Source organism: Pseudomonas sp. C5pp, from assembly GCF_000814065.1.
GTDB lineage: Bacteria > Pseudomonadota > Gammaproteobacteria > Pseudomonadales > Pseudomonadaceae > Aquipseudomonas > Aquipseudomonas asiatica.
The window spans coordinates 42,807-65,778 of sequence record NZ_JWLN01000001.1; the positions used below are offsets into that span (position 1 = coordinate 42,807).

General features: G+C 64.0%; 21 protein-coding genes. 12 read left to right on the forward strand and 9 right to left on the reverse strand.

The window, feature by feature from the left end:
- Positions 1–2: 2 nt before the first annotated feature.
- Genes lysA through RR51_RS00220 form a run of 5 tightly spaced genes read left to right on the forward strand, consistent with a single transcriptional unit; the run spans position 3 to position 4,400 of the window.
- On the forward strand, positions 3–1,250 hold the full coding sequence (gene lysA / locus RR51_RS00200; protein WP_039612302.1) for a diaminopimelate decarboxylase: 1,248 nt from the start codon (positions 3–5) through the stop codon (positions 1,248–1,250).
- 4 nt (positions 1,251–1,254) lie between these two features.
- Positions 1,255–2,085, forward strand: coding sequence for a diaminopimelate epimerase (gene dapF, locus RR51_RS00205; protein ID WP_039612303.1), 831 nt, complete (start codon positions 1,255–1,257; stop codon positions 2,083–2,085).
- Between the two features lie 13 nt (positions 2,086–2,098).
- Positions 2,099–2,809: a DUF484 family protein gene (locus RR51_RS00210; RefSeq protein ID WP_015272252.1), complete on the forward strand. Its 711-nt coding sequence runs from the start codon at positions 2,099–2,101 to the stop codon at positions 2,807–2,809.
- Positions 2,809–3,708 (forward strand): tyrosine recombinase XerC, encoded by a 900-nt coding sequence (gene xerC / locus RR51_RS00215; RefSeq protein ID WP_039612304.1) that lies wholly within the window; start codon positions 2,809–2,811, stop codon positions 3,706–3,708. The genes RR51_RS00210 and xerC overlap by 1 nt, the downstream gene beginning before the upstream one ends.
- A complete protein-coding gene (locus RR51_RS00220) occupies positions 3,705–4,400 on the forward strand; it encodes an HAD family hydrolase (protein ID WP_013974747.1) in 696 nt (231 codons plus the stop codon). The genes xerC and RR51_RS00220 overlap by 4 nt, the downstream gene beginning before the upstream one ends.
- 180 nt (positions 4,401–4,580) lie before the next feature.
- Here RR51_RS00220 and sutA read toward each other — a convergent pair whose 3' ends face one another.
- The 3 genes from sutA to glnK form a co-directional block, all read right to left on the reverse strand.
- Positions 4,581–4,910: a transcriptional regulator SutA gene (sutA, locus tag RR51_RS00225; protein ID WP_013974748.1), complete on the reverse strand. Its 330-nt coding sequence runs from the start codon at positions 4,908–4,910 to the stop codon at positions 4,581–4,583.
- Between the two features lie 429 nt (positions 4,911–5,339).
- The gene (locus RR51_RS00230) at positions 5,340–6,671 is read right to left on the reverse strand and encodes an ammonium transporter (protein ID WP_015272254.1); all 1,332 of its coding nucleotides are present in this window, start codon (positions 6,669–6,671) and stop codon (positions 5,340–5,342) included.
- A gap of 46 nt (positions 6,672–6,717) precedes the next feature.
- On the reverse strand, positions 6,718–7,056 hold the full coding sequence (glnK, locus tag RR51_RS00235) for a P-II family nitrogen regulator (protein WP_002555808.1): 339 nt from the start codon (positions 7,054–7,056) through the stop codon (positions 6,718–6,720).
- Between the two features lie 402 nt (positions 7,057–7,458).
- Here glnK and RR51_RS00240 point away from each other — a divergent pair, with 402 nt between their 5' ends.
- The 3 genes from RR51_RS00240 (at position 7,459) to RR51_RS00250 (ending at position 9,732) form a co-directional block, all read left to right on the forward strand.
- Positions 7,459–7,725 carry an accessory factor UbiK family protein gene (locus RR51_RS00240; protein ID WP_015272255.1) on the forward strand — a complete coding sequence of 89 codons (267 nt, stop codon included), beginning with the start codon at positions 7,459–7,461 and terminating at the stop codon, positions 7,723–7,725.
- Positions 7,726–8,079, forward strand: coding sequence for a gamma-glutamylcyclotransferase family protein (locus RR51_RS00245; protein ID WP_039612305.1), 354 nt, complete (start codon positions 7,726–7,728; stop codon positions 8,077–8,079).
- 162 nt (positions 8,080–8,241) lie between these two features.
- The gene (locus tag RR51_RS00250) at positions 8,242–9,732 is read left to right on the forward strand and encodes a YifB family Mg chelatase-like AAA ATPase (RefSeq protein ID WP_024087897.1); all 1,491 of its coding nucleotides are present in this window, start codon (positions 8,242–8,244) and stop codon (positions 9,730–9,732) included.
- 127 nt (positions 9,733–9,859) lie between these two features.
- On the opposite strand, the gene RR51_RS00255 is transcribed toward RR51_RS00250, so the two are convergent.
- Both RR51_RS00255 and RR51_RS00260 read right to left on the reverse strand, forming a co-directional pair.
- Complete coding sequence (locus RR51_RS00255) at positions 9,860–10,228, reverse strand: response regulator transcription factor (protein ID WP_177328632.1); 369 nt, start codon at positions 10,226–10,228, stop codon at positions 9,860–9,862.
- A complete protein-coding gene (locus RR51_RS00260) occupies positions 10,225–11,217 on the reverse strand; it encodes a response regulator (protein WP_039612306.1) in 993 nt (330 codons plus the stop codon). Before RR51_RS00260 ends, RR51_RS00255 begins: the two co-directional genes overlap by 4 nt.
- A gap of 238 nt (positions 11,218–11,455) precedes the next feature.
- On the opposite strand from RR51_RS00260, the gene RR51_RS00265 reads away from it, so the two are divergent.
- Positions 11,456–16,504, forward strand: a complete 5,049-nt coding sequence (locus RR51_RS00265) for a trifunctional serine/threonine-protein kinase/ATP-binding protein/sensor histidine kinase (protein ID WP_039612307.1) — start codon at positions 11,456–11,458, stop codon at positions 16,502–16,504.
- 117 nt (positions 16,505–16,621) lie between these two features.
- Here RR51_RS00265 and ycaC (RR51_RS00270) read toward each other — a convergent pair whose 3' ends face one another.
- On the reverse strand, positions 16,622–17,248 hold the full coding sequence (gene ycaC, locus RR51_RS00270; protein ID WP_004375560.1) for an isochorismate family cysteine hydrolase YcaC: 627 nt from the start codon (positions 17,246–17,248) through the stop codon (positions 16,622–16,624).
- Positions 17,249–17,321: 73 nt separating this feature from the next.
- Positions 17,322–17,684 (reverse strand): helix-turn-helix domain-containing protein, encoded by a 363-nt coding sequence (locus tag RR51_RS00275; protein ID WP_013974756.1) that lies wholly within the window; start codon positions 17,682–17,684, stop codon positions 17,322–17,324.
- A gap of 180 nt (positions 17,685–17,864) precedes the next feature.
- On the opposite strand from RR51_RS00275, the gene RR51_RS00280 reads away from it, so the two are divergent.
- Both RR51_RS00280 and RR51_RS00285 read left to right on the forward strand, forming a co-directional pair.
- On the forward strand, positions 17,865–18,839 hold the full coding sequence (locus RR51_RS00280; protein WP_039612308.1) for a GlxA family transcriptional regulator: 975 nt from the start codon (positions 17,865–17,867) through the stop codon (positions 18,837–18,839).
- Positions 18,840–19,081: 242 nt separating this feature from the next.
- A complete protein-coding gene (locus RR51_RS00285) occupies positions 19,082–20,869 on the forward strand; it encodes a monovalent cation:proton antiporter-2 (CPA2) family protein (protein ID WP_039612309.1) in 1,788 nt (595 codons plus the stop codon).
- Between the two features lie 4 nt (positions 20,870–20,873).
- Here the strand turns inward: RR51_RS00285 and RR51_RS00290 are convergent, their stop codons facing one another.
- Positions 20,874–21,158 carry a HigA family addiction module antitoxin gene (locus RR51_RS00290; protein WP_039612310.1) on the reverse strand — a complete coding sequence of 95 codons (285 nt, stop codon included), beginning with the start codon at positions 21,156–21,158 and terminating at the stop codon, positions 20,874–20,876.
- A 551-nt stretch (positions 21,159–21,709) separates the two neighbouring features.
- On the opposite strand from RR51_RS00290, the gene RR51_RS00295 reads away from it, so the two are divergent.
- Positions 21,710–22,003: a hypothetical protein gene (locus tag RR51_RS00295; RefSeq protein ID WP_039612311.1), complete on the forward strand. Its 294-nt coding sequence runs from the start codon at positions 21,710–21,712 to the stop codon at positions 22,001–22,003.
- A 177-nt stretch (positions 22,004–22,180) separates the two neighbouring features.
- Here RR51_RS00295 and ycaC (RR51_RS00300) read toward each other — a convergent pair whose 3' ends face one another.
- Entirely contained in the window at positions 22,181–22,810 is a 630-nt protein-coding gene (gene ycaC / locus RR51_RS00300; protein ID WP_013974760.1) for an isochorismate family cysteine hydrolase YcaC, read from the reverse strand.
- Between the last annotated feature and the right edge of the window lie 162 nt (positions 22,811–22,972).

A 22,972-nucleotide genomic window follows, 5' to 3' on the forward strand; every position in this document is an offset into this window, starting at 1 on the left:
AGATGAACGCTTTCAACTACCGCGACGGCGAGCTGTTCGCGGAAGGCGTGGGCCTGTCGGCCATCGCCGAACGCTACGGCACCCCTACCTACGTGTATTCGCGCGCCCACATCGAGGCCCAGTACCGTAGCTACGCCGATGCACTGCAAGGCACCGAGCACCTGGTATGTTTCGCGGTCAAGGCCAACTCCAACCTTGGCGTGCTGAACGTGCTGGCACGCCTGGGCTCAGGCTTCGACATCGTATCCGGCGGTGAGCTGGAGCGCGTGCTGGCCGCTGGCGGCCGTGCCGACCGCGTGGTGTTCTCCGGTGTCGGCAAGACCCGCGAGGACATGCGCCGTGCCCTGGAAGTCGGGGTGCACTGCTTCAACGTCGAATCCACCGACGAACTGGAGCGCCTGCAGGTAGTGGCCGCCGAGATGGGCAAGGTTGCCCCGGTCTCGCTGCGGGTCAACCCGGACGTCGACGCCGGTACCCACCCGTACATCTCCACCGGCCTGAAAGAGAACAAGTTCGGCATCGCCATCGCCGACGCCGAGGCCATCTACGTGCGGGCCGCGCAGCTGCCGAACCTGGAAGTGGTCGGCGTCGACTGCCACATCGGTTCGCAACTGACCACCGTCGAGCCTTTCCTCGATGCCCTTGACCGCCTGCTGGTGCTGGTCGACCGCCTGGCCGAGTGCGGCATCCATCTGCGCCACCTGGACCTGGGTGGCGGCGTCGGCGTGCGTTACCGCGATGAGGAGCCGCCGCTGGTGGCCGACTACATCAAGGCAATCCGCGAGCGCGTCGGCGACCGCGACCTGGCCCTGGTGTTCGAGCCGGGCCGCTACATCGTGGCCAACGCCGGCGTCCTGCTGACCCGCGTGGAATACCTCAAGCACACCGAACACAAGGACTTCGCCATCATCGATGCGGCGATGAACGACCTGATCCGCCCGGCCCTGTACCAGGCCTGGATGGGTGTCAGCGCGGTCAAGCCACGCGCAGGCGAAGGCCGTGCCTACGACCTGGTCGGCCCGATCTGCGAGACTGGCGACTTCCTCGGCAAGGACCGCGTGCTGAACCTGGCCGAAGGTGACCTGCTGGCCGTACAGTCCGCGGGCGCCTATGGTTTTGTCATGAGCTCCAACTACAACACCCGTGGCCGTTGCGCTGAAATCCTGGTCGACGGCGACCAGGCCTTCGAAGTACGCCGCCGCGAGACCATCGCCGAATTGTACGCTGGCGAAAGCCTGCTGCCGGAGTAAGCCCATGCTGCTGCGTTTTACCAAGATGCATGGGCTGGGCAACGACTTCATGGTCCTCGACCTGGTCAGCCAGCACGCGCACATCCAGCCCAAGCACGCCAAGCAATGGGGTGACCGCCACACCGGCATCGGCTTCGATCAGTTGCTGATCGTCGAGGCGCCGAACAACCCGGAAGTGGACTTCCGCTACCGCATCTTCAATGCCGACGGCTCCGAGGTCGAGCAGTGCGGCAACGGTGCACGCTGCTTCGCCCGCTTCGTGCTGGACAAGCGCCTGACCGCTAAAAAGCGTATCCGAGTGGAAACCAAGAGCGGCATCATCGAACTGGACGTGCAGAACGACGGCCAGATAAGTGTCGACATGGGCCCACCGCGCTTCATCCCTGCCGAAATCCCCTTCGTCGCCGACGAGCAGGCGCTGAACTACCCACTGGAAGTCGACGGCCAGGTGCATTCGATTGCCGCCGTGTCCATGGGTAACCCGCATGCCGTGCTGCGTGTCGACGACGTGCGTACCGCCCCTGTGCGTGAACTGGGCCCGAAGATCGAAAACCACCCACGCTTCCCGCAGCGGGTAAATGCCGGCTTCCTCCAGGTCATCGACCGCCACCGCGCCAACCTGCGGGTGTGGGAACGTGGTGCGGGCGAAACCCAGGCCTGCGGCACCGGCGCCTGCGCCGCCGCCGTGGCGGCGATCAGCCAGGGCTGGATGGACTCCCCGGTGTCCCTCGACCTGCCCGGTGGCCGCCTGCACATCGAATGGGCCGGCCCCGGCAAGCCCGTGCTGATGACCGGCCCGGCCGTACGCGTCTACGAAGGACAGGTTCGTCTCTAAGCGAGTAACCGCCATGACCGATCAGCCCCAGGTTGTACCCCAGCAGTCCGCCGAGCTCGATGCCGAAGCGGTGGTCGCCTACCTGCGCGCCCACCCCACCTTCTTCGCCGAGCACGACGAGTTGCTGATCGAACAGCGCATCCCTCACCAGCGTGGCGACAGCGTGTCGCTGGTGGAGCGCCAGCTCAAGTTGCTGCGCGACCGCAACATCGAGATGCGCCACCGCCTGTCGCAACTGATGGACGTGGCCCGCGACAACGATCGGCTTTTCGACAAGACCCGCCGGCTGATCCTCGACCTGCTCGACGCCGGCAGCCTGGAGGAAGTGGTGATGGCAGTCGAAGACAGCCTGCGCCAGGAATTTCAGGTACCCTTCGTCAGCCTGATCCTGTTCGGCGAAAACGTCGCGCCGGTCGGGCGCTGGGTGAGCAACGCCGAAGCGCAGCAGGCCATCGGTGCCCTGCTGGGCGGCGGCAAGACGGTCAGCGGCAACCTGCGCGAGCACGAGCTGGCATTCCTGTTCGGTGAAGAACAGCGCCGGGAAGTGGGCTCCAGCGCCGTGGCTGCCCTGGAATACCAGGGCCTGCACGGGGTGCTGGCCATCGGCAGCCGCGACCCGCAACACTACAAGAGCAGCGTCGGTACCTTGTTCCTTGGCTACATTGCCGAGGTGCTTGGCCGCGTTGTGCCACGCGTTACCCAGACCCTGCGCCCGGTACGCTGATGGAACGCCAGCTGGAGGCTTATTGCGCACACCTGCGCAACGAGCGCCAGGTGTCCGAGCACACCCTGCTGGGCTACCGTCGCGACCTCGACAAGGTGGTCGCCTACTGCAAGGAGCACGGCATTGCCGATTGGCAGGCGCTGCAGATCCAGCAGCTGCGCCAGCTGATCGCCCGCCAGCACCACCACGGCCAGTCCTCGCGCAGCCTGGCCCGGCTGCTGTCGGCGGTGCGTGGCCTGTACCGCTATCTCAACCGCGAAGGCCTGTGCCAGCACGACCCGGCCAGCGGCCTGAGCGCGCCCAAGGGCGAACGCCGGTTGCCCAAGGTGCTGGACACCGACCGCGCCCTGCAACTGCTTGATGGCGGTGTCGACGATGACTTCATCGCCCGTCGTGACCAGGCCATCCTCGAACTGTTCTATTCGTCGGGCCTGCGCCTGTCCGAGCTGACCAATCTCGACCTCGATCACTTGGACCTCGCCGCCGGCCTGGTGCACGTGCTGGGCAAGGGCGGCAAGGCCCGCGTGCTGCCGGTCGGCCGCAAGGCCCGCGAGGCATTGCAGGCCTGGTACCGCCTGCGCGGCATCGGCAACCCGCGCGACCGCGCGGTTTTCATCACCCGCCAAGGCAACCGCATCAGCCCACGGGCCGTTCAGCAACGGGTGAAGGCGGCCGGTGAGCGCGAGTTGGGCCAGCACCTGCACCCGCACATGCTTCGCCATTCCTTCGCCAGCCACGTGCTGGAATCGTCCCAGGACCTGCGCGCGGTGCAGGAGATGCTCGGCCATGCCGACATCGGCACCACGCAGATCTACACCCACCTGGACTTCCAGCACCTGGCCGCGGTGTACGACAGCGCCCACCCTCGGGCCAAACGCAGCAAAGGCACAGACTCATGAGCATCAAGCTGATCACCTTCGACCTCGACGACACCCTGTGGGATACCGCGCCGGTGATTGCCAGCGCGGAAGTCGTGCTGCGCGACTGGCTCGAAGCCAACGCCCCGATCCTTGGCGGCGTACCGGTGGAGCACCTGTTCGCCATTCGCGAGCGCCTGGTACAAGCCGAACCCGGCCTGAAGCACCGTATCAGCGCCCTGCGTCGACGGGTGCTGTTTCATGCCCTGGAAGAAGTCGGCTACAGCGAAAAACATGCGCAAGAGCTGGCCAACGAAGGTTTCGAAGTATTCCTGCATGCCCGCCACCAGGTGGAGATTTTCCCGGAGGTGCAGCCGGTGCTGGAGATCCTGCGCCACCACTACACCTTGGGCGTGGTCACCAACGGCAATGCCGACGTAAGCCGGCTGGGGCTGGCGGACTATTTCCGCTTTGCCCTGTGTGCCGAAGACCTCGGCATCGGCAAGCCGGACCCGGCGCCGTTCCTCGAAGCCCTGCGCCGCGGTGACGTGGAGGCCAGCGCAGCGGTGCACATCGGTGACCACCCGGGCGATGACATTGCCGGCGCCCAGCGCGCCGGGCTGCGGGCGGTGTGGTTCAACCCCCAGGGCAAGGCGTGGGTAGGCGAACAGGCGCCGGACGCTGAGATCCAGCGCCTGTCGCAGTTACCCGACATCCTCGCGCGCTGGCGCTGACAGGCGCCGCTTCACGGCCCATTCGCGGGCACGCCCGCTCCCACAGGTTTACTGCCCTCTCAGCTTCTGCGCGTTCCCTGTGGGAGCGGGCGAGCCCGCGAAGAGGCCGGTACAGGCAACACAAAACTGACAGACACAAAAAAGCCCGCAGCGACGGCGGGCTTTTTTTCGATCAGCCACTCAGATAGGGCGGCTGCCGTACTTGTTGTCCGGCTTCTTGGGCGGATCGGCGACCACGTTGGCCTCGACTTCCTGAACCTTGCCGCCGCGAGCGAGGAACTCTTCCATGGCCTTGGCCAGGGCGTCACGCTCCTTCTGCTTGGCTTCCATGCTCGGCATCTCGTCTACCGAGACCGCGGCCTTGGATTTGCCCTTGGCAGCGGGTGCCGGGCTGCTGTCGTCATCGCCAGCGTCTTCGGCGCCATCATCAGCTGCCGCTTCGAGGCCTTCATCGCCCTCGTCTTCGTCGCCTACTTCGAGGTCATCATTTTCCAGATCGTCGTCGCTCATGTTCTACCTCATGACTTGCGAAAAGCAGGTTAGTTATAGACCAGTGCAGCCGTAGACCGGCAGCCACCAGTGAAAATTCAACTGGCCGTGGGTTAGGCCACTGCCCTAGGGTCGGCGCTCCTGATGGGAGGCGGCACCCAGCAGACCCTGCTCCTGGCAGGACCTGACAAATCCTTTAGCCCCTGCTGGCCACACGCTATTGGCAAGCCTAGCAAAGGCTGGCGAAGCGTGTGGACTACTCGTCAAACACCCTTCGGCGCGCATTCTAGCGCGCCAGCAGAAAAAGCAAAGCACCATGAATGCTCTGCGTTTTGTAAGATTTCCGCCTACGTCGCGAACGTGTCGGATAAACCGTTTGCCGTGCGGGAAATGCTAAAAATCTGGCAAAAAAATGCCCGGCAAGCCGGGCAAGTTTTTACCGCGTCGCGGTTACAGGTTGTAGCCGCGCTCGTTGTGCTGAGCCAGGTCGAGGCCGACCGACTCTTCTTCTTCGCTTGCCCGCAGGCCCATCACCACATCAAGCACCTTGAGAATCACGTAGGTGACGATGGCGGTGTAGACCACGGTAAAGATCACGCCCTTGGCCTGGATCCAGACCTGCATGCCGATGTCGGTGACGGCACCGAAGCCGCCCAGCGCCGGAGCTGCGAACACACCGGTGAGGATGGCGCCGACGATACCGCCGATGCCGTGCACGCCGAAGGCGTCCAGCGAGTCGTCATAGCCCAGCTTGCGCTTGAGGCTGGTGGCGCAGAAGTAGCAGACCACACCCGAGACCAGGCCGATCACCAGGGCACCCATGGGGCCTACGGTACCGGCAGCCGGGGTGATGGCGACCAGGCCGGCGACCACACCCGAAGCGATGCCCAGGGCGCTCGGTTTACCGTGACCGATCCACTCGGCGAACATCCAGCCCAGGGCCGCGGCGGCGGTGGCGATCTGGGTCACCAGCATGGCCATGCCGGCGGTGCCGTTGGCAGCCGCGGCAGAGCCTGCGTTGAAGCCGAACCAGCCGACCCACAGCATGGCCGCGCCCATCAGGGTATAGCCCAGGTTGTGCGGAGCCATCGGGGTGGTCGGGTAGCCCTTGCGCTTGCCCAGCACCAGGCAGCAGACCAGGCCAGCGATACCGGCATTGATGTGCACCACCGTGCCGCCAGCGAAGTCCAGCACGCCCCAGTCCCACATCAGTGCACCGTCACCGCTCCAGACCATGTGCGCGATCGGCGCGTAGACCAGGGTGAACCAGATGCCCATGAACACCAGCATCGCGGAGAACTTCATGCGCTCGGCGAAGGCACCGACGATCAGCGCCGGGGTGATGATGGCGAAGGTCATCTGGAAGGTGATGAATACCGCTTCAGGGAACAGCGCGGCAGCCGAGGTCAGGTTCGAGGGCGTGACGCCGCTGAGGAACGCCTTGGAGAAGCCGCCGACGAAGGAATTGAAGTTGAGCACGCCCTTTTCCATACCAGTGGTATCGAAGGCCATGCTGTAGCCGTAGACGACCCAGAGAATGCTCATCAGGCCAGTGATTGCAAAGCACTGCATCATCACCGACAGCACGTTCTTGGATCGCACCATGCCGCCATAGAACAGGGCAAGGCCCGGAATGGTCATGAACAGCACCAGCGCCGTTGCGGTGAGCATCCAGGCGGTGTCGCCGGAGTTCAGCGCTGGGGCAGCTTCCTCTGCCAGGGCAAGCCCGGGCATTACGAGGGACAATAGGGCTCCTAGCCCTGCGATCTTACGCAGAGTCATGTTGTTTTCTCCTGGGGCGTTGGGTTTGGTGAGGCTTTGTTGCTGCTTAGATCGCGTCGGTATCGGTTTCGCCGGTACGGATACGGATCGCCTGCTCCAGATTCACCACGAAAATCTTGCCGTCACCGATCTTGCCGGTGTTGGCTGCCTTGGTGATGGCTTCGATTACCCGATCAAGGTCCTTGTCATCGATGGCGACATCGATCTTCACCTTGGGCAGGAAATCGACCACATATTCAGCACCGCGATACAGCTCGGTGTGGCCCTTCTGCCGACCGAAACCTTTGACTTCGGTGACGGTGATGCCCTGCACGCCGATTTCCGACAGCGACTCGCGCACGTCGTCCAGCTTGAACGGCTTGATGATGGCTGTGACTAGCTTCATGAAACTCTCTCCCGATTTGGTGGACTTGCCCCAGGAAAACAAACCCGTCTCAAGTCTAAGCGCAGCGGTTGGCTTTGTAACGCGTCGTCGGCATCCGGCTCCGCGTGCGCACTGCCTGGTCACAAGGAACTGCATCAGTGCATGGCTCGCACTGGTCTTTGCAGAAACCTTGCCAGTTCCGTCAAAGCTCGGGAAAACAGGGAGTTATGTGAATCAGTCGGGATTGGCCAGTCGCCAGCATGGGAAACATGCACAATTTCGGTGCACTTCGACCTGCCGCATCGCTCGAAAAATGTGCAGTCTCAGATGAGCGCTGCTTTCTGTAGGAGCCAGCGACGAGGCCGGATGCTCATGCATGCGTGTTACACTGCCGGCCATTTCCCAGTATCAGTGGACAGCCCCATGCTCGCGCCCAAAGCCCTTCTCGATGCCCTGAGCGACCAGGCATCGCGCCTGTTCAGCAGCGATACCGCCCAGCCCCGCGCCGAACTGGAAAGTCAGTTCAAGGTGCTGATGCAAGGTGCCTTCAGCAAGCTGGACCTGGTCAGCCGCGAAGAATTCGACAGCCAGATGGTCGTACTGGCGCGCACCCGCGCACGCCTGGAGGCATTGGAAAAACAAGTGGCCGAGCTGGAAGCCCGGCTGAACCCGACCCCACAGGATGAGTGAATGCAACCCTCCAGCGCATACCCGGTACTGTTGTTTTCCTACGGCACCTTGCAGGACAAAGCCGTGCAGCTCGCCAACTTCGGCCGCGAACTGAGCGGCCAGGCCGACCGCATGCTGGGCTACCGCCAGGACTGGGTCGAGATCACCGACCCGGCCGTGCTGGCAGCCAGCGGCAAGTCCCATCACCCTATCGTCGCTCCCAGCAGCCAGACAGACGACAGCGTGGCCGGCATGGTCTTCCAGATCAGCGAAGAAGAGCTGGCAGCGGCGGATCGCTATGAAGTCGCAGACTACAAGCGCGTGGCCGTAACGCTCGCATCGGGCCTGACCGCCTGGGTTTATGTACGCGCCTGAGCCCTTCCGGCGCACAGCAGGCACGAACCTGACGGGGTGACAATGCAGGGGAAAACCCTGCCTGAAAAACCAGGACGCACACTTCTTTCGCCGGCCCGGGCCGTGCTCGCTATTCTTGCAAAGCCGCAGGAAGCGGCCCTCTTCAGCGACAACGGAGCGTCCATGTCCCTAGCCCTCGTCCACAGCCGCGCCCAGGTGGGCGTGCAGGCACCGGCGGTCAGCGTCGAAACCCACCTGGCCAACGGTTTGCCCCATCTCACGCTGGTCGGTCTGCCGGAAACCACGGTCAAAGAGAGCAAGGACCGGGTACGCAGCGCCATCGTCAACTCCGGTTTGAACTACCCGCAGCGGCGCATCACCCAGAACCTCGCCCCCGCCGACCTGCCCAAGGATGGCGGGCGCTATGACCTGGCAATTGCCCTGGGTATCCTCGCCGCCGATGGCCAGGTACCAACGGCCACCCTTGCCGAGGTCGAATGCCTGGGCGAACTGGCGCTGTCTGGCAAGTTGCGCCCGGTGCAGGGCGTGTTGCCCGCAGCACTGGCGGCACGCGAAGCAGGCCGGGCGCTGGTGGTGCCGCGGGAGAATGCCGAGGAAGCCAGCCTGGCAGGCGGGCTGGTGGTGTATGCGGTGGGGCACCTGCTGGAACTGGTCGCCCACCTGAACGGCCAGGTGCCATTGCCACCGTATGCCGCCAACGGCCTGATCCTGCAGCAACGTCCGTACCCGGACCTGAGCGAAGTGCAGGGCCAACTGGCGGCCAAGCGTGCGCTGCTGCTAGCGGCGGCCGGGGCGCACAACCTTTTGTTCACCGGGCCTCCCGGTACCGGCAAGACCTTGCTTGCCAGCCGCTTGCCGGGGCTGCTGCCACCACTGGACGAGCACGAAGCACTGGAAGTGGCGGCGATACAGTCGGTCAGCGGCCATACGCCACTGAGCAGCTGGCCGCAGCGGCCCTTCCGCCATCCGCATCACTCCGCCTCCGGCCCGGCACTGGTCGGCGGCAGCAGCCGGCCGCAACCGGGCGAAATCACCCTCGCCCACCATGGCGTGCTGTTTCTGGATGAACTACCTGAGTTCGAGCGTCGCGTGCTGGAAGTGTTGCGCGAACCGCTGGAGTCGGGCGAGATCGTGATTGCCCGGGCCCGCGACAAGGTGCGCTTCCCCGCACGTTTCCAGTTGGTGGCGGCAATGAACCCCTGCCCTTGCGGCTACCTGGGCGACCCCACTGGCCGCTGCCGCTGTAGCACCGAGCAGATCGCGCGGTATCGCAACAAGCTGTCCGGGCCATTGCTGGACCGTATCGACCTGCACCTGACCGTGGCCCGGGAGAGCACCACGCTGAACAACCAGCCCTGCGGCGAGACCAGTGCCGATGTGGCGGCCAAGGTAGCCGAGGCACGTGAACTGCAACAGCGGCGGCAAGGGTGTGCGAATGCATTTCTCGACCTTGAGGGGTTGCGCTGCCATTGTGGGTTGGCGGCGGCGGACCAGGCCTGGTTGGAGGGGGCCTGTGAGCGGCTGACCCTGTCGTTACGTGCGGCTCACCGGTTACTGAAGGTGGCGCGGACGCTGGCGGATCTGGAAGGTAACCAGGCAATTGGCCGGGCGCATCTGGCCGAGGCCCTGCAGTACCGGCCGGGGAGCAGTTAGATTGCCGGGGCTGCTTTGCAGCCCATCGCGACACAAGGCCGCTCCCACAAGAGTCACCACAGTTTCAAGGGTTGTGGATCCCTTTGGGAGCGGGCAAGCCCGCAAAAGGGCCGGCACAGGCAAAACATCACTGGCTGCCCACCAAAGCATCTTCAACGACATTCAGCAGCACCTCTTCAGAGAATGGCTTGCCCAGGCAGACCAGCGCCCCAAGCGCCATCGCCGCCCGCACCGCCCCTTCATCCCAGTGCGCCGACATGCAGATAACCGGCAACCGCCACCCCAGCCTGGCCAGCTCGCGCTGCACCGCCAGCCCGCTCATTCCGGGCATCCTCAGGTCGAGCAGCACACACCCCGCTTGCCGCGCCAGTGCCGAGGCCAGGAACAGGTCCCCGGCAGCAAAAGACAAGGTCTCGAAACCTGCCGAACGCAGCAGGTTGGCCAGGCTTTTGCGCACCGAAGCATCGTCGTCAACGATGCACACCGTGCTGCTCATGCGCCGCCCAGGCCCTCAGGCTGCGCCCCGATAACGTTGTGCATGGCCACCAGTTCAAGCAGCGAGCGTGACTGCATCTTGTTCATGATGTTCTTCTTGTGCACCTTGGTCGTCACCTCGCTGGTGCCGATCTGCCTGGCGATCTGCTTGTGCGACAGGCCACCGACCACCAGCGAGAACACCTGACGCTCGCGCTGGGTCAGGCGCTGGTACTTTTCCTCGACCTGCCGCGCATGGTGCCACTTGCGCCCTTCGGCCACGGCACGCGTGCGCACCGCCTGCAGCAGTGTCAGCAGTTGGTCTTCGTCGAACGGTTTGGTCAGGAACTCCACGGCCCCGGCACGCATGGCCTGGACGGTCATCGGGATGGTGCCGAAGCCGGTCATGAACACGATCGGCCAGGGCAGCGCAAGTCGGCGCAGCGCATCTTGGACTTCCAGGCCGCTGGTATCGGGCAGGTGCATGTCCAGCAACAGGCAGGCATAGGGGGTTTCCAGGCGGGCCTCGAACAACGCCTCGGCACTGGCGAACAAATGATGCGGAATGTCCTGCGAGCGCAGCAGGCGGCCCAACGCCGTGCGCACCGACGGGTCGTCATCCACCACCAGCACCGGCACGTTCAAGTGCTCATCGAACAACTCGACAGGTTCGGCCGCGGCGCACAGCGGCGATTTGCCCGCCGCCTTGCCAGGCAACTCGAGGCTGATCTCGGCGGCCAGGCGGTAGCCCCGGCGTGGCACGGTCTGGATCAGGCCACGGTCGCCAAAGGCCTTGCGCAGCAAGGACACCTGCACCTGCAGGTTGTTGTCCTCGACTACCGTGCCGGCCCACACCTGGCTGAACAGCTCGTCCTTGTCGACCACCCGCCCCTTGGCCTTGATCAGCGTCGCCAGCACTTCGAATGCCCGCCCCCCCAACAGGACAGGCTTACCGTCAACAAAGGCTTCGCGCCGCTCCAGCGACACCTGGGCATTACCTATTCGGATCATGGCTTCCTCGCGCGGGCACGGGCGTTTCCCAGCCCAGGGCAGCCTAGGCCAGGGTACGCCTTCAGACAATTATCCCGAGGGATAGGTTGGCCTGAGGACTATACAAAAGCCCGCCAGCCCCCAGGGGACGATAACGGACAACAGCGTACCCTTTCCTGCCAAGCAGCCTGCAGCCCGCATCCCTGCTGGGTCCGCTGCGTATACTCGTGCGTCAGGATGTCGCTAGCAGGGGTGCCTTATGCTCGATGAACGCCTTGCCCACAGGCCCATCGATTACGACCAGTCCGTCGACGAGGGTTGGCTGAACCGGTGCGACATCAACGCGCTGGGCCAGGAAGGTGAACTCAGTTACTTCCGCCTTCGCGATCCAGCCACCGACCAGGCATGGATCGCCGTGCGCGCCCCGCGCGAGGTCCCCGCCGCCTGCCAGCGCCTGGAACGCGACTACCGCCTGCAACTCGACCCGCAATGGGCGGTGATCCCCTCGGCGTTCGTGCGCTCGGCCGAAGGCCCCCTGCTGGTGTACCCGGCCGGCCGCTCCATCGCCGACCTTATCGCAGAGGGCCCTGCCGCCCTGGCGCCGTTTCTCGAGATTGCGGTGAATGCAGCCACTGCCTTGGCCCAGGCACACGAACGCAATGTGCTGCACGGCGCGCTGCAGCCCGAACATGTGTGCCTGCGCGCGGACCAGCGAGTGCGACTGGGCTGCTTTCGCGCCGACCCGGCGGAACTGATCAGCGAACAAGGCACCCCGCTCGGCAACTGGGCTTACCTGGCGCCTGAACAGGTCTGCCCGCACGGCAGCAGCAGCGACCGACGCACCGACATCTATGCCCTGGGCGCGATCCTTTACCAGCTACTGCTGGGCGAATTGCCTCTGGCCGGGCGCGACACCCAGCACTGGCGCCAGCTGCATGCCGGCGTGCAGCCACGAGCGGCCTGCGAAGTGGACAGCAATGTGCCGCAACCTCTCAGCCGGATCCTGGCCAAGGCCTTGGCCAAAGAGCCGGACGCCCGCTACCAGAGTGCTCGCGCCCTGGCGGTGGACTTGGCCTATTGCCAGCGACAGTGGGCCGCCAGCAAGTCCATGGATGCCTTCGAACCAGGCTGTGCCGACCCGATGACGCCCGACCGCGCACGCCTGTATGGCCGCAGTGCCGAACAGAAGGCCATCGCCCTGCTGCTCAAGGCACAGCGCCGTGACAGCAAGCCACAAGCCCTGTTCATCAATGGGGCTACGGGCATGGGCAAGTCGAGCCTGGTCGAGGCAGCGCTCAGGGCCAACGCCCAGGGTTACTGGGCCATCGGCAAGTGCAACGGCGTTGCCCAGGCCGTGCCCTACGCGCCCTGGGTCGAAATTCTCGGCGCGCTGACCACCCAGTTGCTAGCCAAGAACAGCCGGGACCTCGACGCCTTGCGCTACGAGATTCTGCGCCGTATCAAAGGCCACGGCCGGCTGCTCGGCAAGCTGGCACCAGACCTGCAACTGATCCTCGGCCCCTTGCCCGAGTTGCCGGCCAAGCCCACACGTCTGGCGCTGCAGAAGGAGCTGCGGGCGATCGTCGAATTCCTGCAGGTATTCAGCCGCCCCGACCAGTCGCTGGTGCTGTTCTTCGATGACATGCATTGGGTCGACGACTCCAGCCAGCAACTGCTGGCGCAACTTCTGGCTCACGCGCCCGGCAACCTGTTGCTGATCTTCGCCCGGCGCAGTGATGCGCCAGCCAGCAGTACACCCCTTGCCCTGCCCGCAGCGGTGCGCAGCACCACGCTGAACCTGCGGCCCCTGGCGGTGAGCGCGGTGACCGAGTTGATCGGCGAGCGCTACCACGTCGGCCCCGAGGACGCATTGCAGGTGGCCGAACTGGTACACGACAAGACTGCGGGCAATCCGTTCTTCATCAATCAGATCCTCCGGGCCATGGTCGAGGACCAGCTGTTCACCTTCGATACCCAGGCCATGCGCTGGTCATGGTGCCTGCAGGCCGTGGCCCGCCACCGCTATTCCGACAATGTTGCCGACCTGATGATCCACCGCCTGGCGCGCCTGCCCGAGCCGCAGCGCGACCTGCTGCGGGTGGTCAGTGCGGCTGGCAGCCGCTGTGATGAACGCCTGCTTCACCAGGTACTCTCTCACGCGCCCGGCGAGCCGTTGAAAGCCTTGATTGGCGCGGGTTTCCTGCAACCGGGCCAGAACGGCCTGGGCTTCGCCCATGAACGGGTGATGGAAGCTGCGTACGCTCTCACGCCAGCGCGCGCACGTGCCCAACTGCATGCACGTATTGCCCAGGCCATGCGCCAGGCCTGGCCGAGGCGCCTGCACGAGGTACTGTTCGAGCTTGCCAACCAGCTGCAACGCGCCAGTCCATGCGGGTTTGCAGCGGATGACTGCGAAGCTTTTCTGCAGCTTTTACGCGAGGCAGCAGCACGCGCACGCGATGGCGGCGCATTCGAACAATCGGCTGGCTACCTGCACACGGCCGAGCAGTTGCTGCAGCGCGGCGCAACGCTGGAAAGCCGCGCCACGCATGGCTTTGCCATCGCCTGCATGGCCACCGAGTGCGACATGCAACTGTCGCGAATGGTCGCGGCCGAGGCCCGCATCACTGAATGCCGCCTGCGCGCGCGCTCGGCGTTGGACCAGGCGCGGGTATGCCGCCTGCAGGCGCTGCTGTACACCTTGCGCGGCGACTATCAGGCGGCCATCGACAGCGCCATTTCCGGCCTGGACTTGCTGGGTATGAGCCCGGTGCGAGGTGTCGACTGGCAACAGGTCGAAGCCAGTCATGCCCATGTACAGATCTTGGTCGAACAGAAAGGCCGACACTGCCTGGAATCGCTGCAGCGCACCGATTCGGAGGAAGTGACAGTTGCCATCAGTCTGCTGGCCACCCTGTCGTCATCGTTTTTCGTAAAGGACGACATCTGCTTCCTGCACCTGGCCAAGCTCATGGAGCTGTCACTGCTGCACGGCGTCGCCCCGGGCAGCACCTACGGCATGGCCTGGTACGGGGTGATGATTGCCGAGCGCTTCGGCGCCTACCATGATGGCCACGCTTGCTGCCTGGCTGCGCTCAAGCTGATAGAGCGGCACGGTTTCGACGCTGACTTGACCAGCGCGCTGCTGGCCCTGGACCAGGTCAGCGCCTGGACCTCGCCCATGGAGTTCGCCCGCCGTACCGCACTGGATGCGGTCGACTCGGGGCGCCTGAGCGGCGACCTGGCGATGAGCTGCTATGCCTGCAACCACCTGGTTTCCGATTCGCTGTTCATGGGCCGCTACCTGCCGGACGTGGTGGAGGAACTGGCGCAAGGCCTGGCCACCGTGCGTCGCTACGGTTACCGCGACATCGAGCAGATCCTGCAGGCCCAGCAAGCGTTCGTCGCCAAATTGAGCGGCACGCCCTGCCCGGCCTCGGCCACAGCCTCGAAATCGCCCACCACGCGGTTCTTCCAATACCTCATGGCCGGCATGGGCGACTTCTACCTGGGTAACATCCCGCAGGCCATGCGCAACCTGGCACTGGCCGGGGACAACACCTGGGCGGTACCAGCGCACATCAACCTGGCCGACTATCACCTATTCCGCGGCCTGGCCCTGGGCAGCCCCGAGGCCATTGGCAGCCTTGCCGACAAGCTGCGCGAGCTACACGCCCTGCGCGAGCGCTTCGACCGCTGGGCCGGCTTCAACCCGGCCACCTTCCGCAACAAGCTGTTGCTGATCGAAGGCGTGATCGCCAAGCTCGAAGGCGACGGCCTGGCCGCAATCCGCTGCTTCGACCAGGCACAGATCGCCGCCACCGCCGCCGGTTTCATCCACGAGCAGGCGCTGGCCCACGAACAGCTGGCCGAGGTATGCATCCCCAGCGGCCTGATCTCCGGCGCCAACCTGCACCTGCGCATCGCCCGCGACTGTTTCCATATCTGGGGCGCGACCGGCAAGGTGCACCAGCTGGAGGCGTTGCACCCGTTCCTGCGCACCCAGCCAATCCAGGAAAGCCAACGCGCAACCCACCAGGCCAAGCTCGACCTGGAAGCCGGCATCGAGGCAGCACGGGCGCTGTCCGAGGAAGTGCTGCTCGAAGGCCTTATCGAAACCCTGATGGGCCACCTGACCCAGCATTCCGGCGCCGACCACGGTGCGCTGCTGATCGTCAGCGGTGCCGAATTCCAGATGGCTGCCCTCGCCTACATCGACGACGCCGGGCTGCACGTGAGCATGGACGACTGCCAGAAGTTCATGACCCAGGCACCGCTGTCGATCATCAACGCCACCATGCGCACCAAGAAGCCCCTGGTGCTCAACGATGCCCAGAGCGATTGCCCCGAGGCCTTCCGCCAGCAGTTGCACGCGCGCAAGGCCCGTTCGGTGCTGTGCCTGCCGCTGGTGATCCAGGGCGTGCTGATCGGCCTGGTGTACCTGGAAAACCGCCTGGTGCCGAACCTGTTCGGCGGCCAGCGCCTGGCCATGCTGGAAATACTCGCCTCACAGGCGGCGGTGTCGCTGCAAACCGCCAAGTTCTACACACGCCTGGCCGAAGACAACCAGACCCGCGCCCAGATGGAGACCGAGTTGCGCCGCTCCCGCGCGGAATTGGCGCGCACGTCGCACTTGCAGGTGATGAACGAGCTGTCCGCGTCCATCGCCCATGAGATCAGCCAGCCGCTGCTGGGCATAGCCTCCAACGCCGCTGCCAGCCTGCGCTGGTTGAAACGCGCCAAGCCCGACCTGGAAGAGGCGATTGCCGGCCTGGAAGATATACGCAACGACAGCGAACGGGCCGCCAACATCGTGCGTGCGCTACGCTCGCTGGCCAAACAGTCGCCGATGCAACTCAAGGTGGTGAAGCTGGACGAGTTGATCCGCGAAGTGGTGCGCCTTACATCGGCCGATGCCGCCAAGGGCCCGGTGGACGTGCAGATGCGCTTGCAGGCGGGGGTGAGCGTGATGGCCGACCCGGTGCAGTTGCAGCAGTTGGTGTTCAACCTGATTACCAATGGCCTGGAGGCGCTGGCGGGGTATCGCAGCGACGGGGTGCTGCGGATTGCGTCGGCGGTGGTCGGGAATGAGGTGGAAATCTGCGTGGACGACAACGGGCCGGGAATTGCAGCGGATGAGCGCGAGCGAGTGTTCGATGCGTTTCATACCACCAAGATCGGCGGCATGGGGATGGGCTTGGCGATCTGCAACTCGGTGGTGCAGGCCCATGGTGGGCAGTTGCAGGCGCTGGTGTCAGAGCTGGGGGGGTGTCGGATTCGCTTTACGCTGCCTGTGAATCCTTCTTGAGCCTGTACCGGCCCTTTCGCGGGTGAACCCGCTCCCACAGGGATAGTGTACAGCCTGAGAACTGCACGGTTCTTGTGGGAGCGGGTTCACCCGCGAAAGGGCCGGTACAGGTTTACATCAACGGGCGCTCAGGGCCGCATAGCTGTTCATCAGGTTGCGGTAGTTGGGAATGCGCTGCGACAGCAGGTTACCCAACCCTTCGATGTCATTACGCCAGTCGCGGTGCAGCTCACAGGCCACCGAGAACCAGTTCATCATCTGTGCACCCGCCTGGGTCATGCGCACCCAGGCCGCCTGCTGCACGGTTTCGTTGAAGGTGCCCGAAGCATCGGTCACCACGAACACTTCAAAACCTTCCGCCAGCGCCGACAGGGTCGGGAACGCCACGCACACATCGGTCACCACGCCTGCGATGATCAGCTGCTTGCGACCAGTGGCCTTGATCGCCTTGACGAAGTCTTCGTTGTCCCAGGCGTTGATCTGGCCAGGGCGGGCAATGTACGGCGCATCCGGGAACATCTCTTTCAGCTCGGGCACCAGCGGGCCGTTCGGGCCTTGCTCGAAGCTGGTGGTGAGGATGGTCGGCAGGCCGAAGAACTTGGCCAGGTCGCCCAGGGCCAGCACGTTGTTCTTGAACTCGTTGGGCGAGAAGTCCTGCACCAACGAAATCAGGCCAGTCTGGTGGTCGACCAGCAGCACCACGGCGTCGTCTTTGTTCAGGCGCTTGTAATCGGGTTGGCTCATCGGGGTGACTCCTTGGGTTGGGAAAACGGGCCGGCACTGTCCACAAGGGGCTATACCGGCGGATAGGTTCGGCTTAAGGATGGGCCTGCGCCTGGCGCCAGGCCTTGGGCGGCTGGCCGACCAGGCGGCTGAAGGCGCGGGTGAAATGGGCCTGGTCGCAGAAGCCGCATTCCAGGCTCACGTGGGTGATCGGCGCCTCGGTGGCGAGCAGGCGCTTGGCCTTTTCCATGCGTGCCAGCAGGCGCCACGCCTGGGGCGAGAGGCCGGTGTTGACCTTGAACGCGCGCGAGAAGTGGCTGCGGGTGAGGTTGCATAACCCGGCGATTTCGATGATCGACAACGGGCTGTGCAACATCAGTTCCTTGGCCCGGCGCAAGCGCGCCGGCGTCAGTGCGCCGGGGGTTTGCAGCGGCGCTTGGGGCGTCCCGGGGTGCATGGCGGCTCTCCTGTTCAATGCAGAAAGTCTCGCCTCCGGCACATGACAAAGTCCTGAGCCAAACCTGAATTGTTGTTAATTGCGCGCTGCTGGCCCTGACGGTTTTGCCGATACCTTAAGATGCGTTTCGTATTCAGCTTCGGGCCGCTGGTGGCGGCCGGCATTCAAGGCATAAGAGCGATGCAGGAAAAACCCGCCCACCGCACCGTGGCCATGGTGTTGTTCAATGATGTGTTGTTGCTGGACGTGACAGGGCCCATGGACGCGTTTGCCATTGCTAACCGCTTCCTTCCTGCCGAGCGGAAGTACCGGCTGCTGACCCTGGCCGAAGGGCAAGCAGCGGTGCGCGGCTCCTGCGGGTTGAAAGTGGTAGCCGACCTGCGTCTGGAGGATTTGCCGGAAGCCGTCGACCTGTTGCTGGTGCCAGGCGGCCCGGGCGCCTATGACGTCGCCCTGTCAGGCATCGAACGCTGGCTGCCCCAGGCCGTGCGCCGGGCCAAACGCTTTGGTGCAATATGCACTGGGGTATTCCTGCTGGGCCGGGCCGGGCTGCTGGACGGCTTTCGCTGCACCACCCACTGGAACTACGTGGAGCGCCTGGCACAAGCGTTCCCCGAGGCGAAGGTCGAGACCGAGCAGATCTACGTGATCGACCGTTGCCTGATTACCTCGGGCGGCATCACCGCAGGCATCGACCTGGCACTGGCAGTGGTGGCCGAGGACCACGGCAAGGCGCTGGCCCTGGAAGTGGCCAAGGTGCTGCTGGTCGCCCGCCATCGCCAGGGCGGGCAGACACCCTACGGGCCACTGCTGGCGGCTGTACCGCGGGATGATTCGCCGATTGCACGGGTGCAGGCGTATATCGTCGACCATATCGAGCAAGGCTTCACTGTGCAGAAGATGGCCGACCTGGTAGCCATGAGTGGGCGCAACTTCGCCCGCACCTTTCAGCGCGAGGTGGGCATCACGCCGCTGCAATACTTGCAGAACGCACGCATCGACCGCGCGCGCAAGCTGCTGGAAAGCAGCGACCTGCCATTGAAAGTGGTGGCGACGCAGTGCGGTTTTGGCAGTGACCGGCATTTGCGCAAGGTTTTCTGCGAGCGGATTGGCATGACGCCGGCGCAGTATCGGGCGCAGTTTGGTGGCAGTTGAGTATGCAGATTTCCTGTGCCGGCCTCTTCGCGGGTGAACCCGCTCCCACAGGTGTTGCGCAGGCTTGAAGACACCGCTGTACCTGTGGGAGCGGGTTCACCCGCGAAGAGACCAGCGCGACTGTCACCTGATTCAGGACAATGTGTCTTCCTCACAGCAGATTGTCTGGCACTCCCACATTGCCCAGAATTGTCCGCCAAACTGATCTAACGCTGCCCCGGCAGCTCATGGAGTACGAGCCAATGCCACACGAAGGCAGCCTTCTGCAAACCGCGGTGATCTTCCTGCTCGCCGCTGTCCTCGCCGTCCCCCTGGCCAAGCGCCTGCACCTGGGGGCCGTGCTCGGTTACCTGCTCGCCGGCGTGATCATTGGCCCGCAGGCGCTGGGCCTGATCCGCGATACCGAAAGCGTGGCGCACATTTCCGAGCTGGGCGTGGTCCTGCTGCTGTTCATCATCGGCCTCGAGCTGTCGCCCAAGCGCCTGTGGCTGATGCGCAAGTCCGTATTCGGCGTCGGCACCGCCCAGGTGCTGCTGACCGGTGCGCTGATCGGCGCCATCGCCCTGTTCGGCTTCAGCCAGACGCTACCGGCGGCCATCGTGCTCGGTCTGGGCCTGGCGCTGTCGTCCACTGCCCTTGGCCTGCAGAGCCTGGCCGAAAGCAAGCAGCTCAACGCCCCGCACGGCCGCCTGGCGTTCGCCATCCTGCTGTTCCAGGACATCGCCGCCATCCCACTGATCGCATTGGTTCCGCTGCTGGCCGCTAGTGGCCCGGACACCAGCCACGGCGACAGCCTGGAGCATGGCCTGAAGGTGTTCGCCAGCATCGCCGTGGTCATCGTCGGTGGCCGCTACCTGCTGCGCCCGGTGTTCCGCACCGTGGCCCGCACCGGCCTGCCGGAAGTGTCCACCGCCACCGCGCTGCTGGTTGTGATCGGCACTGCCTGGCTGATGGAAGAAGCCGGCATTTCCATGGCCCTGGGTGCCTTCCTCGCCGGCCTGCTGCTGGCCGACTCGGAATACCGCCACGAGCTGGAATCGCAGATCGAACCGTTCAAGGGCCTGCTGCTGGGGCTGTTCTTCATCAGCGTCGGCATGGGCGCCAACCTGCGCCTGCTGCTGGAAATGCCTTTGGTGGTGCTGGGCCTGACCCTGCTGCTGGTGGCCGTGAAGCTGGTACTGCTGATCGGCGTCGGGCGCCTGGCCGGTGGCCTGAACAGCGCCAGCGCCCTGCGCCTGGGCATGGTGCTGGCTGCCGGTGGCGAATTTGCCTTCGTGGTATTCAAGCTGGGCAAGGACCAAGGCCTGTTCGACACCCAGACCTACGACCTGCTGCTGATGACCATCACCCTGTCGATGGCCATTACCCCGCTGCTGATGATTGGCTGCGCCCACGCCCTCAAGCGCCCGCAACTAGCGCGTGAGGTGCCGGAGCATTACAAGCAGATCCAGGCTGACACGCCACGGGTGGTGATCGTTGGCATGGGCCGCATGGGCCAGATCGTCGCGCGCATCCTGCGGGCACAGAAGATTCCGTTCATTGCCCTGGAAACCTCGGTGGACACCATCGAGATGACCCGTATGTTCGAACAGGTACCCGTGTTCTACGGCGACCCGCTTCGCCCCGAGGTGCTGCATGCGGCCAAGGTGGGCGAGGCGGAATACTTCATCATCACCATCGATGACCCGGAAGCTGCCATTCACACGGCGGAACGGGTGAAACGCCTGTACCCGCACCTGAAAGTGCTGGCCCGCGCGCGTAACCGCCAGCATGTGCACAAGTTGGCGGATGTCGGCGCCGAGCCGATTCGCGAGACGTTCTACTCCAGCCTGGAGATGACCCGCCGGGCATTGGTGGGTTTGGGGTTGAGCGAGGCGCAGGCGGCGGACCGGATTGCGCGGTTTACCCAGCATGACGAAGAAGTGCTGGTGGCCCAGGGGCAGGTGCGTGATGACCGGGCCAAGGTGATGCAGACGGCCAAGGAGGCCCGGGCGGAGTTGGAGCGGTTGTTTGATTCGGATGCGGATTGAGCTATCAGGCAAACACTAGCCGTACTATTTGCGGGTGCTCACGGTGCGCGGCCTGCCAGAGATCATAAGCAGCCTGCTCCGCAAGATACTGGCGGGCATCACCGAGGCCCGCCAACTCAAGGCGATAAGCAAGGTCTGCTGAAATGGCGGCATGCCCATTAAGTACAGCAGCCAATTGTGGCTGTGGATAATCAAGGTGCTGGGCTAGTTCCGAAATAGTCATTTCGATAGCTGGCAATACGTCGCAGAGCAGCGACTCTCCCGGATGCGGTGGGTTATAGAGGGACATTTGAAATCTCCTAGATTGGCTTCCCAATGCTCCTCCCTTTCAGCCCTAGACATCAGGTCGCAACGTCTGACCGCATTGTCAGAGCGTTCCTGATCCTTCCCACAACTGGGGCTGCTATGCAGCCCTTCGCGGGCATGCCCGCTCCCACAGGTACTGCACCGCTTGCCAGGCTTGCGCACTCCTGTGGGAGCGGGCGTGCCCGCGAAGGGCCGCGCAGCGGACCCAGTGCACAAAAATATCAGCAGCATCCTACTTCGTTGCGAGCCATTTCCTACTCAGCCATACCATCTGACGAATTATCCTACGCACCGTGTCGAAGCCCGTCTGATTGTCCGGGGAAAGCCTGCTCTCTAGGCTTGCCGGGTCGCTGTCGGTTCAGCGATCGGGTGTGGAAACCCGGATGTGATGAAGGGCTGCCGTTATGGCAGTTGTGCGCGTGAGGCCTTTTGGCCTACCGGCTTGCCTTCTCACCGGTTTTCCACCCCGCGCACAACTGCCGCCTTCTGCGTGGAAACGGGTGGTTGCAGTTCAACCCGAGAGAAGGAATTGCCATGAAAAGAATCGTCCCCAATCCACCCCTCCCCAGCACCACACAACGCGCTTTCAGCCGCTGCGATGCCGGCCATCCACCTTTGTTCACAGTAAACCCAGGCGTCTCTGCCCACGACGCCCTAGTGCATGTCGCCCAGTACCTGCGCGGCGCCTACGACTGTGGCTACAAAGCCCTGGAACACCTGGATGAAACCGGCAAGAGTCTGTTCTGGAGCAACCTGAATGCAGTCGAAATGGCGGAAGGGTTGGTTGAGGCATTGCTGGATGGGATTGAGTCGCAGCCCATGAATTGATGTTGTCTTTGCTGGCCTCTTCGCGGGTGAACCCGCTCCCACATGGATCACCACAGGCGCTGAAACTGTGCAGTACCTGTGGGAGCGGGTTTACCCGCGAAAGGGCCAGCGCAGCAAACAAAAAAGGCCAGCTCCCTACAGAGGGAGCCGGCCTTTTTGCATTCAACTAACGGGCTGTTACTTACCCGCAGTCAACGCGTTGTAGCTGGTAATCAGGTTGCGATAATCCGGAATGTGGTTGGAGCACAGCGCCGCCAGCCCTTCGATGTCGTTGCGCCAGTCGCGGTGCAGCTCACAGGCCACGCCGAACCAGGTCATCATTTGCGCGCCGGCGCGGCTCATGCGGTCATGGGCAGCATCGCGGGTCATTTCGTTGAAGGTGCCGGAAGCATCGGTCACCACGAACACTTCGAACTCCTCTTCCAGGGCCGACAGCGCCGGGAACGCTACACAGACCTCAGTCACCACGCCAGCAATGATCAGCTGTTTCTTGCCAGTGGCCTTCACCGCCTTGACGAAATCTTCGTTGTCCCAGGCGTTGATCTGGCCTGGGCGGGCGATGTAGGGGGCGTCCGGGAACAGGGCTTTCAGTTCTGGTACCAGCGGGCCGTTCGGGCCTTGTTCGAAGCTGGTGGTGAGGATGGTCGGCAGGTTGAAGAACTTGGCCAGGTCGGCCAGGGCCAGCACGTTGTTCTTGAACTTGTCCGGTTCGATGTCACGGACCAGGGACAGCAGGCCAGCCTGGTGGTCGACCAGCAGGACAGCGGCGTCGTCTTTGTTCAGGCGGTTGTAGGTGAATTTGCTCATGGTCTGTGCTCCTGAGGGTTATGAATTTTTCAGCATTCGGGGGTGTTTCGCGTTGATGGGCACAGATTAAAATCATCACCTTTTTGGCGGTAGATAGCAGAATTTGGCTTTAGCGTTCCGTTTTATGAACGATGGATTTGTAGGGGCTGTGCCGGCCTCTTC